The 13,616-nt window shown below is 49.2% G+C and carries 11 protein-coding genes; 3 read left to right on the forward strand and 8 right to left on the reverse strand.

The genetic code is table 11. The features are described 5' to 3' along the window. Nucleotides 1-267: 267 nt before the first annotated feature. On the reverse strand, nt 268-1,032 hold the full coding sequence (locus J0A65_RS09335; RefSeq protein WP_206593904.1) for a hypothetical protein: 765 nt from the start codon (nt 1,030-1,032) through the stop codon (nt 268-270). 551 nt (nt 1,033-1,583) lie between these two features. Between J0A65_RS09335 and J0A65_RS09345 the strand changes: the two genes are divergently transcribed. Further along, complete coding sequence (locus tag J0A65_RS09345; RefSeq protein WP_206593905.1) at nt 1,584-1,970, forward strand: hypothetical protein; 387 nt, start codon at nt 1,584-1,586, stop codon at nt 1,968-1,970. Nucleotides 1,971-2,264: 294 nt separating this feature from the next. On the opposite strand, the gene J0A65_RS09350 is transcribed toward J0A65_RS09345, so the two are convergent. The 7 genes from J0A65_RS09350 to J0A65_RS09380 all read right to left on the reverse strand — a co-directional run bounded on the left by J0A65_RS09350 (nt 2,265) and on the right by J0A65_RS09380 (nt 10,477). Beyond that, complete coding sequence (locus tag J0A65_RS09350; protein WP_206593906.1) at nt 2,265-3,713, reverse strand: serine hydrolase domain-containing protein; 1,449 nt, start codon at nt 3,711-3,713, stop codon at nt 2,265-2,267. A gap of 269 nt (nt 3,714-3,982) precedes the next feature. After that, nucleotides 3,983-4,948 carry a lipoyl synthase gene (gene lipA / locus J0A65_RS09355; RefSeq protein ID WP_206593907.1) on the reverse strand — a complete coding sequence of 322 codons (966 nt, stop codon included), beginning with the start codon at nt 4,946-4,948 and terminating at the stop codon, nt 3,983-3,985. Next, complete coding sequence (gene lipB, locus J0A65_RS09360) at nt 4,941-5,525, reverse strand: lipoyl(octanoyl) transferase LipB (RefSeq protein ID WP_232849851.1); 585 nt, start codon at nt 5,523-5,525, stop codon at nt 4,941-4,943. The genes lipA and lipB overlap by 8 nt, the downstream gene beginning before the upstream one ends. A 69-nt stretch (nt 5,526-5,594) precedes the next feature. Further along, complete coding sequence (gene ybeD / locus J0A65_RS09365; RefSeq protein WP_206593909.1) at nt 5,595-5,858, reverse strand: DUF493 family protein YbeD; 264 nt, start codon at nt 5,856-5,858, stop codon at nt 5,595-5,597. Nucleotides 5,859-6,072: 214 nt separating this feature from the next. After that, nucleotides 6,073-7,683: an FMN-binding glutamate synthase family protein gene (locus J0A65_RS09370; RefSeq protein ID WP_206593910.1), complete on the reverse strand. Its 1,611-nt coding sequence runs from the start codon at nt 7,681-7,683 to the stop codon at nt 6,073-6,075. 350 nt (nt 7,684-8,033) lie between these two features. After that, entirely contained in the window at nt 8,034-9,710 is a 1,677-nt protein-coding gene (asnB, locus tag J0A65_RS09375) for an asparagine synthase B (protein ID WP_206593911.1), read from the reverse strand. Nucleotides 9,711-10,027: 317 nt separating this feature from the next. Further along, nucleotides 10,028-10,477: an OsmC family protein gene (locus tag J0A65_RS09380; protein WP_206593912.1), complete on the reverse strand. Its 450-nt coding sequence runs from the start codon at nt 10,475-10,477 to the stop codon at nt 10,028-10,030. A gap of 84 nt (nt 10,478-10,561) precedes the next feature. Between J0A65_RS09380 and J0A65_RS09385 the strand changes: the two genes are divergently transcribed. Together J0A65_RS09385 and katG are read left to right on the forward strand one after the other, a co-directional pair. Further along, entirely contained in the window at nt 10,562-11,143 is a 582-nt protein-coding gene (locus J0A65_RS09385) for a Tll0287-like domain-containing protein (RefSeq protein ID WP_206593913.1), read from the forward strand. A gap of 277 nt (nt 11,144-11,420) precedes the next feature. Beyond that, complete coding sequence (katG, locus tag J0A65_RS09390) at nt 11,421-13,610, forward strand: catalase/peroxidase HPI (RefSeq protein ID WP_206593914.1); 2,190 nt, start codon at nt 11,421-11,423, stop codon at nt 13,608-13,610. Nucleotides 13,611-13,616: the final 6 nt, after the last annotated feature.

The raw sequence follows: 13,616 nt of genomic DNA on the forward strand, positions 1-13,616 counted from the left end.
TAATCTTCATTCAATTGGGTATCGTGGTTCGTCCGCTTTGGGGCGAAACTCGACCTTAAATGAGATTATCAAACAGTTTCCGATATGTCTGCAATTTGCTCGTTGATAGAAGTGGGCTTTTTGTAATGCCAAATTCCGCTTTACGTACGGAGCAGCCCAACAGCGAGCACTGAAGGGCATCAAAAGACAAGGAACAGACGTTTAATACCGCGATTTGCGGCAAATGGAGCGCTGTTGAAAAATTGTGCGACAACAGCGTCTTCTTAACTATGTGCATAAAAGATCAAGGTGATGCAGTTTACCTTTCTCTCCTTCATCGTAACCGACACAGGAAAAATTAAACTTCTTAACTAATCTGATGCCGTCTTCGGTGACGGGGCGTGTAAATACGTCTTTTGTACCTTTTTGTTTAAGTATTTCAACTTGATTCAACATTTTATGCAGAACTGCACCTTTAGACTTAAAACCTTTCGCCGCAATAGCACCAACATATACAGACTTTGGATTCCGCTCTTTGCTTATGTGGGTTGTTGTAATTGATTGTCCTGTAATTTGTTCTTCTTTTAGAAGTTTGACTGCGTCTGCCTTGAGGGGAATAATGCAGAAGTATCCTCTTATAGGGTCCCGCTTTCCTTCACCCTTTCTCCTAAGTACCCAAAAGATATTGGGGTTTATTTTATACCAAGCTTTCATTTGATTAACTGAAGACACGCCTCCTTCAAATAGATCCTCACCCATATTGAAAATAAACTTTAACTCCATGCTGGATGCAGGCCTAGCCATATAAATAGGATCTAAAAAATCTGGAAGAGCATCTATTAAGCGGCTGTACAAAAACAAGAACACCCATAAAGCCCATCTTGAAAATATCAGCGCAATTCCAATTATGAATAATATGAAACCTAGATACCCGCACACCTGATCGATGGATAAGCCTACAATTGAAAAGCCTATATCCTTGACTGTTTGCAGGGAAGATGCGCCAAACAGACAACCTGATACTGCCAATAGTCCTAAAGCAAAAGCGGTCATAATATTCCTTATTCGATCTGTCCATAAGAGCTAACAGGTTATTACTGAGATCACATAGTAACAACCTTTTCAACTGAAAAAACATATTCTGTGTTTTTATGGGAAAGATAAAATGTCTGCTTCACGTACACTGGGGCTGCACAGACAGCCCCGTACAGCCTAGACTTCAATAGATTCCGATATTTCCAAAGCGTCGTCCACTTCAATACCTAAGTAGCGGACAGTGCTCTCTAGCTTCTTGCGGCCAAGCAAGAGTTGCACTACCCGAAGATTTTTGTTTTTTATAGATCAGATAGGGTTTGGATCGGTCAGGGTCAGAGTTGTTGAAACTTTGTTTTCCTGAATAGCAATTAACCTGACTTCGTTGATCCCAAAATAGAAGACGGCTATAAGTTAAAATGTGATCACTGTGGAACAGAATATACATTTGAAATGATTCTGCTGGGTATGCCCGTTGGGCAACAAAGTTAACAAGCGCATGTTGTCGGACTGGTTTTCCGCTGCGCTCCAAACCAGCCCCAAACGCGGGCGTTAGAGGGAAGGAGAACGTGATGAGCAAGAAGTCGATTGAACATCTCTCTTGGAAGGATGCAACACCGCCACAGAGGTTGACTTTTTATGCACGAGCGCCGAACTCTCCAGGAATCTATGAGCTTGGCGTGAAGACACAGAGCGAGTTCTCTCCAAAGTACCTTGGCTCAGCCGCCGATCAGAGCCTCAGAGATAGACTTAGCCAGCATTTCCGAAAGAGTCACAACGACAATGTCGAACTTATCAAGACACGAGTGTGGTTTCGGTGCATTCCGACAGTCAGTGGCGAAGAGGCTCGGTATTTGGAGGGGCATTACCTAGCGGCGTTCCGAGGAGATTATCCATGGAACAAACGCCATGAATGGTCACAGATGTTCATACTTGAGGACATTCGTGAATCCCTCTAACTTGGGGATCGGGATGATCAACGGGGTCAGGTTCATTGATATTCCATGCCCGCTGCTTGCTTTGTATGACTTCAGCTTCCAAAACCCGTTCTAGTGTGGCAGTTAGATTAATTTGTAAATTTTTATATTTTTATAAATTGTTGTGTTTAAAGGGTTTTGTTGCATTTTTGGAGGCTTGTATTGAATAATTTGTGCATCGTCAGCGCCTCGCTTACTGAATGCCTACATGATAAACAGAAGGCTCAAATACGAACCTCGGTCCTTCAATATGAAGTCAGCATGACCAGTTGCCAATTAATGTTTCTCAAAAATCAGTTTTTCCCCGCGAAAATCCTGAACTTCCATTTCTTGTACTTGCCCCTGCTCATTCTGGCGGAAGTGCAGCGAAAAAGGGTAGTAATTGCGGCCGCTGAAGCTACCTTTCTCTGGTAGTGGCTCAAGAGGGATTTCTTCCAGACGGAAGTGTCTGAGCCAAAGCTGTGCCCCTTTTAGTTGCACCTCAAAGGTTGAATTTAATTCAGTGCTGTAAAAATGCCCTTGGTATTGAGCTAGGTCTGTTTCAGCCACTGCTTCGGATTTCGTTGCCGGGGGCGTCGGAATAGTGGCCGCCTCTTCGTGAAGAGGGAGCATCTTGTCAGCCACGAGGATTTCTAATAGCTTCATTCCCATCGGGAAGGCGACAAAATGGGGGCTATTGCTTAATACTATGATGCTTAAATCTTCCTGTGGAAATCGCCCGAAAAAGGATCGGAAGAAAGCATCTCCTCCCGTATGAATGTAAGTTTCAATACCACGATAGTTCCGGTAGAACTGTCCCTTAGCATGTTGAATGTTCATATCTTTGGACAGCAGGGCAGGGGTACCGTCGTCGAGGGTGGCAAGTGCATTAAATTTTTGCAACAACGCCGGGTTGCCGATCTTTGGTTTCTGAAAATTGGCGTTCCATTTTGCTAGGTCTTCTGCGGTGGTATAAAGGGCCGTTGAGCCAACATAAGCGGCATTTAGTTTTTCTTTTTTAAACTTGCCATCTTCAAAATCATACGAATAGGCGCGATTTTTTATCAGCCTTTCATTGTCGTCATAAAATTGAGATTGCTGCATGCCAAGCGGCTCAAAAATATTTTTTCGCGTAAAATCGGCAAAGGATTCCCCCGAAACCCGTGCCACAATTTCAGCAAGTAAAACGTAGTTAGCATTAGAGTAACGAAAAGCGCTGCCACTCTCAAAATTCAAAGCAGTTTGTCGGCTCAGTAGCTGAAGCACATGTGCTGTACTGATGTAGTCGTCCATTCGCCAGCCGGCGAAGCTCAGCAAAGCCAGTGGTTCTTTCAAGCCACTGGTGTGGTAACAGAGGTGTTTAATCGTGATGGGCTTACCAAACTTGGGTAGTTCAGGCAGGTAGCGGCGAATATCGTCGTCGAGCGAGAGTTTTCCTTGCTCTGCCAGCAGATAGATCGCAAAAGCCGTGAATTGTTTAGAAACGGATCCAACATTAAACACCGTTTGGGGAGTTATCGGAATACCATATTCTAAGTTTGCCAGACCATAGCCTCTGCGGAAAATCACCTCTCCGTTCCTGACGATGACCACTGCTACTCCGGGAGTGTTGTCAGTGTAACTGGCAAACAAACTATCGATGTCTGTTTCAGGAACCTGAGGCTGAGCTATTACCGGGCAAAGTGGCAGATACAGAAGCGCAAGAAGCGCCATTAACTTAAGCGATGTTGTGATGGCAATGTTCATAAAAACCTTGAGCAGCCTGAATAGGTTACCGCAGAATCTGCGCACGATAATATTGCCATGTTATCGCTCGTCGCTGATTTATTAAACACTTTATGGTTTGCAGACGATCTGCAATTACTGACGCCCCCCGAAGGGCAACTGGCAGGATAATCGAGTGGACTGGCGTCTTACAAAAACAAGAATGTTATTGAAACAACATAGGAAACTGATTATACAGTAAAATCAAAAGGGGCTAAGCGCCTAGCACCTAACCCCTCACACCTAACGATTTATTTAACTTCTTCCCCGGCAGCCTGGCGGTCGGCATGGTAGCTTGAACGTACCATAGGGCCGCAGGCGGCGTGGCTAAAGCCTAGCTCGTAGGCGGTGTCACGCAGGGAGTCGAACTCATCCGGATGGACATAACGTTTCACTGGATAGTGGTGACGACTGGGTTGCAGATACTGGCCCAGGGTCAGCATATCCACCTTATGTTCACGCAGGTCTTTTAGCACTTCGGCCATTTCCTGCTGGTTTTCACCCATCCCCATCATCAGACCCGATTTGGTCATGATTTCTGGGTGCTGCTCTTTAAACTTACGCAGCAGCTCCAGTGACCATTTGTAGTTAGCGCCAGGGCGGCACTCACGGTACAAACGCGGGATGGTTTCCAGGTTGTGGTTAAACACATCCGGTACGCCGCTTTTAAAGATTTCCAACGCGGTATCCATACGGCCGCGGAAGTCCGGCACCAACACTTCAATTTTGGTGCTGGGACTGTGTTTGCGAATGGCATTAATACAGTCGACAAAATGCTGGGCGCCACCGTCACGCAGATCGTCACGGTCTACCGAGGTGATCACCACGTATTTCAGCTTCATTTCGGCAATCGTAGTGGCCAGCTTTTCCGGCTCTTCGGCGCTCGGCGGTAGCGGCTTACCATGGGCCACATCGCAGAACGGGCAACGGCGGGTACAAATATCGCCGAGGATCATAAAAGTGGCAGTGCCGTGGGTAAAACACTCAGACAGGTTAGGGCAGCTGGCCTCTTCACACACCGAGTGCAGGTTGTTCTTACGCATAATGTTTTTAATGCGATCGATACCTTCGGTACTGGAGGGCAGCTTGATTTTGATCCAGTCGGGTTTACGCAGCATCTGTTCCCGTTCGGTGGGGATGATGGTGACAGGAATATGTTTCATCTTGTCTTCGTCGCGCAGTTTTACCCCTGCTTCGACACGTACTGCTTTAGTCATCAAAACCTTCCCGATAGTCAGTCTGTTCGATATGAATAAGTCGGCAAAATGCCTGGCTTAATAGCTTGCCCGCTTCTGGCAGGTTGTCGGGCCCGCCGAGTTGGGCGGAGTGTATCATTTCCAGCCCGGCATAGCCGCATGGATTTATACGCTGAAAAGGCGACAGATCCATATTGATATTTAGCGCCAGACCATGAAATGAGCAACCTTTGCGAATACGCAGACCTACCGAGCAGATTTTACGCCCGTCCACGTATACGCCAGGAGCGTCGGCCTTGGGGTAAGCGTCGATGCCATAAGGTTTGAGCATGTCTACCACACACTGCTCAAGGGCGGTGACCAGCTCCCGTACACCCACTTTCAGGCGCTTAATATTCAGTAGAATATACATCATCTGCTGACCAGGACCGTGGTAGGTAACCTGACCGCCGCGGTCTACTTTAACCACCGGAATATCACCGGGGGCCAGCACATGCTCTTCTTTGCCAGCCTGGCCTTGGGTAAACACCGGGTTATGCTCCACCAACCAGATTTCATCTGGGGTGTCGGCGCTGCGCTGGTCGGTAAATTCCTGCATGGCGTGCCAAATCGGGGCGTAATCTTGTCTGCCCAGTTGGCGGATAATTAGCGGTTGTTCACTCACGGTTTACAGCACCACGCGAACCAGTTCCAGCTTACCCAGTTCGATATAAACGGATTCCATATGCTCCTTGCTGATCACGCGCACATCAATAGATACCGAATGGTAATTGCCCTTAGTGCTGGGACGGATACTGGGACTATAGTCATCCGGGGCCAGTTGCTGCAGGCAGGCTACCACGTCTTCGGGCAGGCGTTCATGAGCAACACCCAGCACTTTAAAGGTTTGGTAGCAGGGGAACTCCAGCAGTTCATCAAAACGGGTTTCCATTAAAGGCTCCAATCAAATCGCAATGGCCTGTAAATGGCGACGCCCAGAGGCTTTATCAAGCCCGGGTATGCCTTTACAGGGAGAGGGAGCGAATTATACCTAAAAGACCTGAATTGGCCCAGCCTGTCTCGCTGAGCCAGATAGGCGTACTGTCAGCTTTGCTTGTCGCCGTTAAGGTTGGATTAGCCTATGTAGGTAATCCTGAATTTCCCGGTTAACAGCGGTGGCAGAGGTAGTTGTCGGGCATAAAGTGCTCGCTGCTGGCTTCCTGTATATAGGGCCGGTAGCTGGAGGGATAGGGCGTTTGTAAAAACGAACCGGCCGTAGGGTAAGGGAATAGCTCATCCAGCCTGGCTACGCGCTGCTGGTCAATACGTCGCTGTACATGACTGCGGTTAACCATAGAGGGGCTGGTAAGCCCTGCAGAAGAGGCAATATCCACCGCAGCGTGCACGGTTTCCTTATGAAAACGCGCTACTCTTTGGCCTTTGTCCTGCACATCCAGCCCTTTCACCAGTTTAGGATTCTGCGTGGTAATGCCGGTAGGGCAGCGGTTGGTATTACATTCCAAAGAGTGCACGCAGCCGAGTGCCAGCATCATGCCGCGGGCGCTATTGCAAAGATCAGCGCCCAGGGCCAGATTGCGCACCAGATGGAAGGCAGAAAACACCTTACCCGAGGCGATAATGCGGATGTCTTCGCGCAGGTTAAAACCAATCAGGCAATCTTCCACAAAGGCAATGGCATCACGCAGCGGCATACCCACAGAGTTGCTGTACTCAAGCGGCGCAGCTCCCGTGCCGCCTTCACCGCCATCCACGGTGATAAAATCCGGCTGAATACCGGTTTGTACCATAGCTTTACACAAGCCGATAAACTCACTCTGGCGGCCAATACACAGCTTGAAACCAACAGGTTTACCACCTGAACGCTCCCGCAACACGCGAATAAAATGCATCATTTCGATAGGGGTGGAAAAAGCGGTGTGTGCCGACGGGGAAATCACATCGCTATGCGCTTGAACATGGCGAATACGGGCAATTTCATCGGTATTCTTACTGGCTGGTAGAATGCCGCCGTGACCGGGTTTTGCGCCCTGGCTCAGCTTGATTTCAATCATTTTGACGCTGGATTGGTTGGCCTTTTCGGCAAATGTATCGGCGCAGAATTTACCTTCACCGTCGCGACAGCCAAAGTAGCCTGTACCAATTTGCCAAACCAGATCGCCGCCATGTTCCAAGTGGTAGTCGGAGATGCCGCCCTCACCGGTGTTATGATAAAAACCACCGATTTTGGCGCCTTTATTTAACGCCCTGACGGCGTTGTTACTTAGTGCCCCAAAGCTCATGGCGGAAATGTTCAGTAAACTGGCGGAATAAGGCTGTAGGCAGTCTTTACCGCCGATTTTTATGCGCGGAGAACAGTCCAGTTCATGAATATTGCGCGCGGCAATGGAATGACTGATCCATTCGTAGCCACTTTCATAGGTGTTGATTTTGGTGCCATAGGGCAGGGTATCCAGATCGCCCTTGGCGCGCTGGTAAACAATGCTACGAAACATGCGGTTAATTGGGGTGCCGTCCAGATCAGACTCAATCAGATACTGACGGGCAAAGGGGCGGAAGCTTTCCATCAGCCAGCGACCCCGGCCAATTAACGGGTAGTTGCGACGAATGCTGTGCTCAGTTTGCAGCATATCGCGCAGGCCTATGGCAAAGGTAATCGCCAAGGGAATTAGTAACCAGACCATCCAGCTCCAGGTTTGGGCCAGCAACAATATGGCCATAGCCATTAGCAAATGGGAGATGACAAAAGCGGTGCGCATGGTCTTTCCGTATAAAGCGTTTTGTTCAGCTTAAACGCCACAGACGCTGGTTGCCAATGACTTATCGGTCAGTAACCTTGATATAAGACAATCAATAGGGTTTTGGAGTGAAGGTTGCTGGCAGAGTGGTTTTTTAGTCCATCCATCCCTGGACATTGCCACTTTTTGGCATCCATGCCACCGTGGCATACAACCGCCACGGATGGTGGAAGTGCAGAAAACGTCGGGAACAGCTTTTCTGCCTTTCATCCATGAACATCGACGACGAATGTTCCCTACAACGTCGTCATACCGTTCATCCATGAACATAAAAGCCCGCGCGAGGCGGGCTTTGGGAAGTGATGGGCGAATTACTTAGCGAGGGCGTCGCTATGTACACCGCGCATGGCACGACCGGATGGGTCAGCATTGCTGGTAAAGCTTTCATCCCAGGCCAGGGCTTCTACTGTGGAGCAGGCAATGGACTTGCCGCTAGGTACACAGCGTGCCGCACTTTCCTGCGGGAAGAAGCTTTCAAAGATAGTGCGGAACAGATAGCCTTCTTTGGTATCCGGTGTGTTTACCGGGAAACGGAAAGCGGCGGTCTGCATCTGCTTGTCAGTGACCTGGCTGGCGGCAAAATCTTTAACCGAATCAATCCAGGAATAGCCTACGCCGTCACTGAACTGTTCTTTCTGACGCCACAATACTTCGGCAGGCAGGTACTCGCCATTATCAAAGGCCGCGCGCAGTACGTGTTTTTCCATCTTGCCGTTGCCGCACATTTTATCTTTTGGATTCAGGCGCATGGCCACATCCATAAATTCCTTATCCAGGAAAGGTACGCGGGCTTCCACACCCCAGGCAGAAGTAGACTTGTTAGCACGTAAGCAGTCGAACATATGCAGACGTTCAAGCTTACGAACGGTCTCTTCGTGCAGCTCTTTGGCGTTTGGAGCCTTATGGAAGTACAGATAACCGCCGAAGATCTCATCCGAGCCTTCACCAGACAGTACCATCTTGATACCCATGGCCTTGATCTTACGTGACATCAGGCTCATTGGCGTGGCAGCACGAATGGTAGTTACATCGTAGGTTTCCAGGTGGTAGATAACATCTTTGATGGCATCCAAACCTTCCTGAATGGTGAAATGAATTTCGTGGTGCACGGTACCAATCATATCGGCCACCTTGCGGGCTGCGACCAGATCCGGCGCGCCTTCCAGGCCTACGGCGAAGGAGTGCAGACGAGGCCACCAGGCTTGCGTTTGGTCGTCATCTTCCACGCGCTTGGCAGCATACTTGGCGGCAATGGCCGATACCAATGACGAGTCCAGACCGCCGGACAGCAGTACCGCATAAGGTACGTCTGACATCAGGTGGCTTTTCACTGATTTTTCAAAAGCGTTTTTCAGATCTTCCAGACTGGTGGTGTTGTCTTTAACATTTTCATAGTCCATCCAGTCACGCTGATAGTACTTGGTCAGCTCACCGGTTTTGCTCCACAAATAGTGGCCCGGAGGGAATTCCTTGATGGTTTTACAAACCGGCGTCAAAGCTTTCATCTCAGAGGCAACGTAGAAGTTGCCGTGCTCATCAAAGCCGGTGTAAAGCGGAATAATACCGATATGGTCACGGGCGATGAGGTACGCGTCTTGCGCTTCGTCATACAGAATAAAGGCGAACATACCTTGCAGGTCGTCGATAAAGTCCACGCCCTTTTGTTGATACAAAGGCAGGATCACCTCACAGTCAGACTTGGTTTTAAACGCGTAAGGCGTTTCTAAACCCGCTTCCAACTGCTTGTGGTTATAAATTTCACCGTTTACGGCCAGGATCTGCTGATTATTATTTGAGATGAGCGGTTGGGCACCATTATCAAGGTCAACGATAGCCAGACGTTCATGGCAGAGGATGGCATTATTATTATTCCAAATCCCTGACCAGTCTGGGCCGCGATGGCGCAATAACTTGGAAAGCTCCAGTGACTTGGAGCGTAGCTCGGTGACATCCGTCTTGATGTCGAGAATACCGAATATACCGCACATAAAAAGAGGTCTCTCCTGGTTAAACAGATTGGTGCCGTTCCACTTGAAACGGCAGATTTTGGGCACATCCTGGCCCTGGCAGCAAACTTCCGTTTTGCCGGTTTTGTTACTAAAACGTGAAAAAACAGGGCGTTAGTAAAAAACTTTTGCCGAAAGCTGTCTTTTTCTGAAACAAAGCTTTCGTCCCCCCGACTGTGCCAGTCTCAGCGGAAAATGCAAGATGATTCTGTAATAAACTTTCTTATAAAGGCATAAACGTCGTGCAATGGACAAAATAAGGCGGGGGAGCGTGTTGCTCCCTGTTGGTCAGTCTCTAGTTAAGCCTGTTTTAATAGGGTTCCATCACTATCCGTGACACTGACGCTTACTTCGATACCTTGACGCACACTTTGGGTGACGACACAGAAGTCTTCAAACTGTGCTAAAGCCCTTTCTAAATGGGGGAGATGCTGAGCTGAATTGCCCAACTGCAACTGCACATCCAGTTTGCCGATTCGCCATCTGCCGTCGTGACGTTCCAAAGCGCCATTTACTGTCGCCGATACCTTACCTGGCTCTTCCTTAAACTTACGAATAGCGAACATCAAACTGGCCGCCAGGCAATTTGCTACCGAAGCGGCAAGCAAGCGCGAAGGATTGGGGCCGTCACCCTCGCCAAGAGGGGCGGGTTCATCGCTGAAGAGCTGGCCAAATTCGCCAAAGTCCACTTCAAATTTATAACCTTGCAGTAAGGTCAAAGAGACAGAAAATTCATGCTGTTCCGCCATAATCCACTCCGTTATCTGATGGTCTTATAGACTGCCTTGGGTGATATCTTATACTAAGGCAGTTAACAGGCTCGGGGAACATGCATGCAAAAATTAATACCAAGACTAGCGGTTGTGGCCATGGCAGGGTTGTCTTTGATGACATTTCAGACGACAGCAAGCGAGGTGGAGGCTTTCGATGAAGCTGCACTGCAGGCTGAAGCAAACGCCCGAATAGGCCAGTTTGCCAAACAACTAAAAGGCACATTGCAGCAAGCCATACAAAGCGGTGGTTTTGTTAAAGGTATCGAAGTATGCAGGGATGAAGCGCCACGTATCGCCAATATCTATGCTACGGACGGCTGGATGTTAGGGCGTACCAGCCACAAAGTGCGCAACCCAGCCAATCAGCCAGATGACTGGGAACAGGCCCAGATAAAAGTGTTTCAGCAAGCCTTGTCTGAGGGGCAATCGGCGGCATCGCTGACAGCCAGCGAGGTACTAAGTGGCCAATTTCGCTTTGCCAAACCCATTGTGACGGAAGGACTATGTCTGGCTTGTCATGGTAGTCAATTAAGTGATGAAGTGCAGGTGGCACTTGATTCTCTCTATCCTCAGGATATGGCAACTGGCTTTAGTGCAGGTGAACTGCGCGGTATCTTTAGCCTAGAGAAAAAACTGCCTTAATAAACCTTTATTTAATTAGGGTTATTTTACAGTCTGGTTATTTTCCTCTTTACTTAAGGCCTGTCGACTTGTCAGGTCTTTTGCGTTTTTTGCCAGGGTTAATTTAACGGAACCCCTTGTGGGCTTGGCAGTCACAACAATAAGACCCCTTTAATCTTTAAAATAGATTAACCTATCTTTATTAATCTGATTTTTAAGATGGTGAGACGCTGCTAAGGTGTATCTATCTGAGATGAACGCTGTTCATCGAACTTTGCAATACGAAGAGGAATCAGACATGGAAAAACATAACCCGTCTTCAGGTGGCCAGTGCCCATTTATGCATGGTGGTAATACCGCCGCTGGCAGCAGTAACATGGCCTGGTGGCCAAACTCGCTGAATCTGGACATTCTGCATCAGCATGACCGCAAAACAAATCCTATGGATGCGGACTTCAATTATGCCGAAGCATTCAGCAAGCTGGACTTAGCCAAGGTGAAAGCTGACTTAAATGCGCTGATGACCGACAGCAAAGACTGGTGGCCTGCTGACTGGGGGCACTATGGTGGCTTGATGATCCGTATGGCCTGGCACGCTGCCGGCTCTTATCGAATTGCCGATGGTCGAGGTGGTGGCGGTACCGGCAACCAGCGTTTTGCGCCGCTGAACAGCTGGCCGGATAACGGCAACCTGGATAAGGCCAGACGTTTGCTGTGGCCGGTGAAGAGGAAGTACGGCAACAGTTTGTCTTGGGCAGATCTGATTATTCTGGCCGGAAATGTGGCCTATGAGTCCATGGGCTTTAAAACCTTCGGCTTTGCCGGTGGACGTGAAGATATCTGGCATCCGGAAAAAGATACCTATTGGGGGTCTGAGAAAGAATGGCTGGCACCATCCGGTAGTGAGAACAGCCGTTACAGTGGTGAACGCGATCTGGAGAATCCCCTGGCCGCGGTGATGATGGGCCTTATTTATGTGAATCCGGAAGGTGTGGACGGCAACCCTGATCCACTGAAAACCGCGCAGGATATGCGTGTAACCTTTGCCCGTATGGCCATGAATGATGAAGAAACCGTTGCTCTCACAGCAGGCGGTCATACTGTAGGTAAAGCACACGGTAACGGTGATGCGGCTAATCTGGGACCAGCACCCGAAGGCGCGGATATTCATGAACAGGGCTTTGGCTGGATGAACCACACATCTCGTGGCGTTGGGCGGGATACTGTCACCAGCGGTATTGAAGGCGCCTGGACGACCAATCCGACTCAGTGGGACAACGGCTACTTTGACATGCTGTTCAACCATGAGTGGGAACTGGTAAAAAGCCCGGCAGGTGCCTGGCAATGGGAGCCAGTAAGTATTCGCGATGAAGATAAGCCGGTGGATGTGGAAGATTCGTCTATTCGTTGCAACCCCATGATGACAGACGCGGATATGGCGCTGAAAGTGGATCCTGAGTATCGCAAGATTTCGGAAAAATTCCGCGCCGACCCTGCTTACTTTAATGAAGTGTTTGCCCGGGCTTGGTTTAAGCTGACACACCGTGATTTAGGTCCTAAAAGTCGCTATCTGGGCCCGGAAGTACCAGCTGAAGATTTAATTTGGCAGGATCCTGTGCCAGCCGTTACCTACACTTTGACTGACGCGGATGTACAATCACTTAAAGCCGAGATCTTGTCCAGTGGCCTGACAACCGGTGAATTGGTAGCGACCGCCTGGGACAGTGCTCGCACTTTCCGCGGCTCTGACTATCGCGGCGGTGCTAACGGTGCGAGGATCCGCCTGGCACCGCAAAAGGACTGGCATGGCAACGAACCGGCCAGGCTGGAGAAGGTGCTGAATGTACTTGAAGAGATTCAAAGTGGCTTTGCTAAACCCGTTAGTATCGCCGATTTGATTGTATTAGGTGGCAGTGCAGCCATTGAAAAGGCAGCGCGAGACGCCGGAGTTAACATCAGTGTGCCTTTTGCGCCAGGCCGTGGTGATGCCACACAGGATATGACCGATGTGGAATCTTTCGCGGTACTAGAACCACTGCATGACGCGTTTCGTAACTACCAGAAGCAGCATTATTCGGTACAACCAGAGGAAATGATGCTGGATCGTGCACAGTTGATGGGCCTGACGGCGCATGAGATGACGGCGCTGATAGGTGGCATGCGGGTGCTGGGCACTAACTTTGGCGGCACAACTCATGGTGTATTCACTGACAGGGTTGGGGTGCTGAGTAACGACTTTTTCGTCAACCTGACCGATATGGATTACCGTTGGGTACCTACGGGGCGTAATTCCTATGACATCAAGCTGCGTAGCAGCGGTGAAGTGAAATGGACAGCAACCCGGGTTGACCTGGTATTCGGTTCTAACTCAATTCTGCGTGCTTACGCTGAGGTGTATGCCCAGGATGACAACCGCGAGAAATTTGTTCGCGACTTTGTCAAAGTCTGGACCAAGGTGATGAACGCCGACAGGTTTGACCTGAAATAAAAAACA

The sequence above is a fragment of the Bowmanella yangjiangensis genome, assembly GCF_017255015.1.
Classification (GTDB): Bacteria; Pseudomonadota; Gammaproteobacteria; order Enterobacterales; family Alteromonadaceae; genus Bowmanella; species Bowmanella yangjiangensis.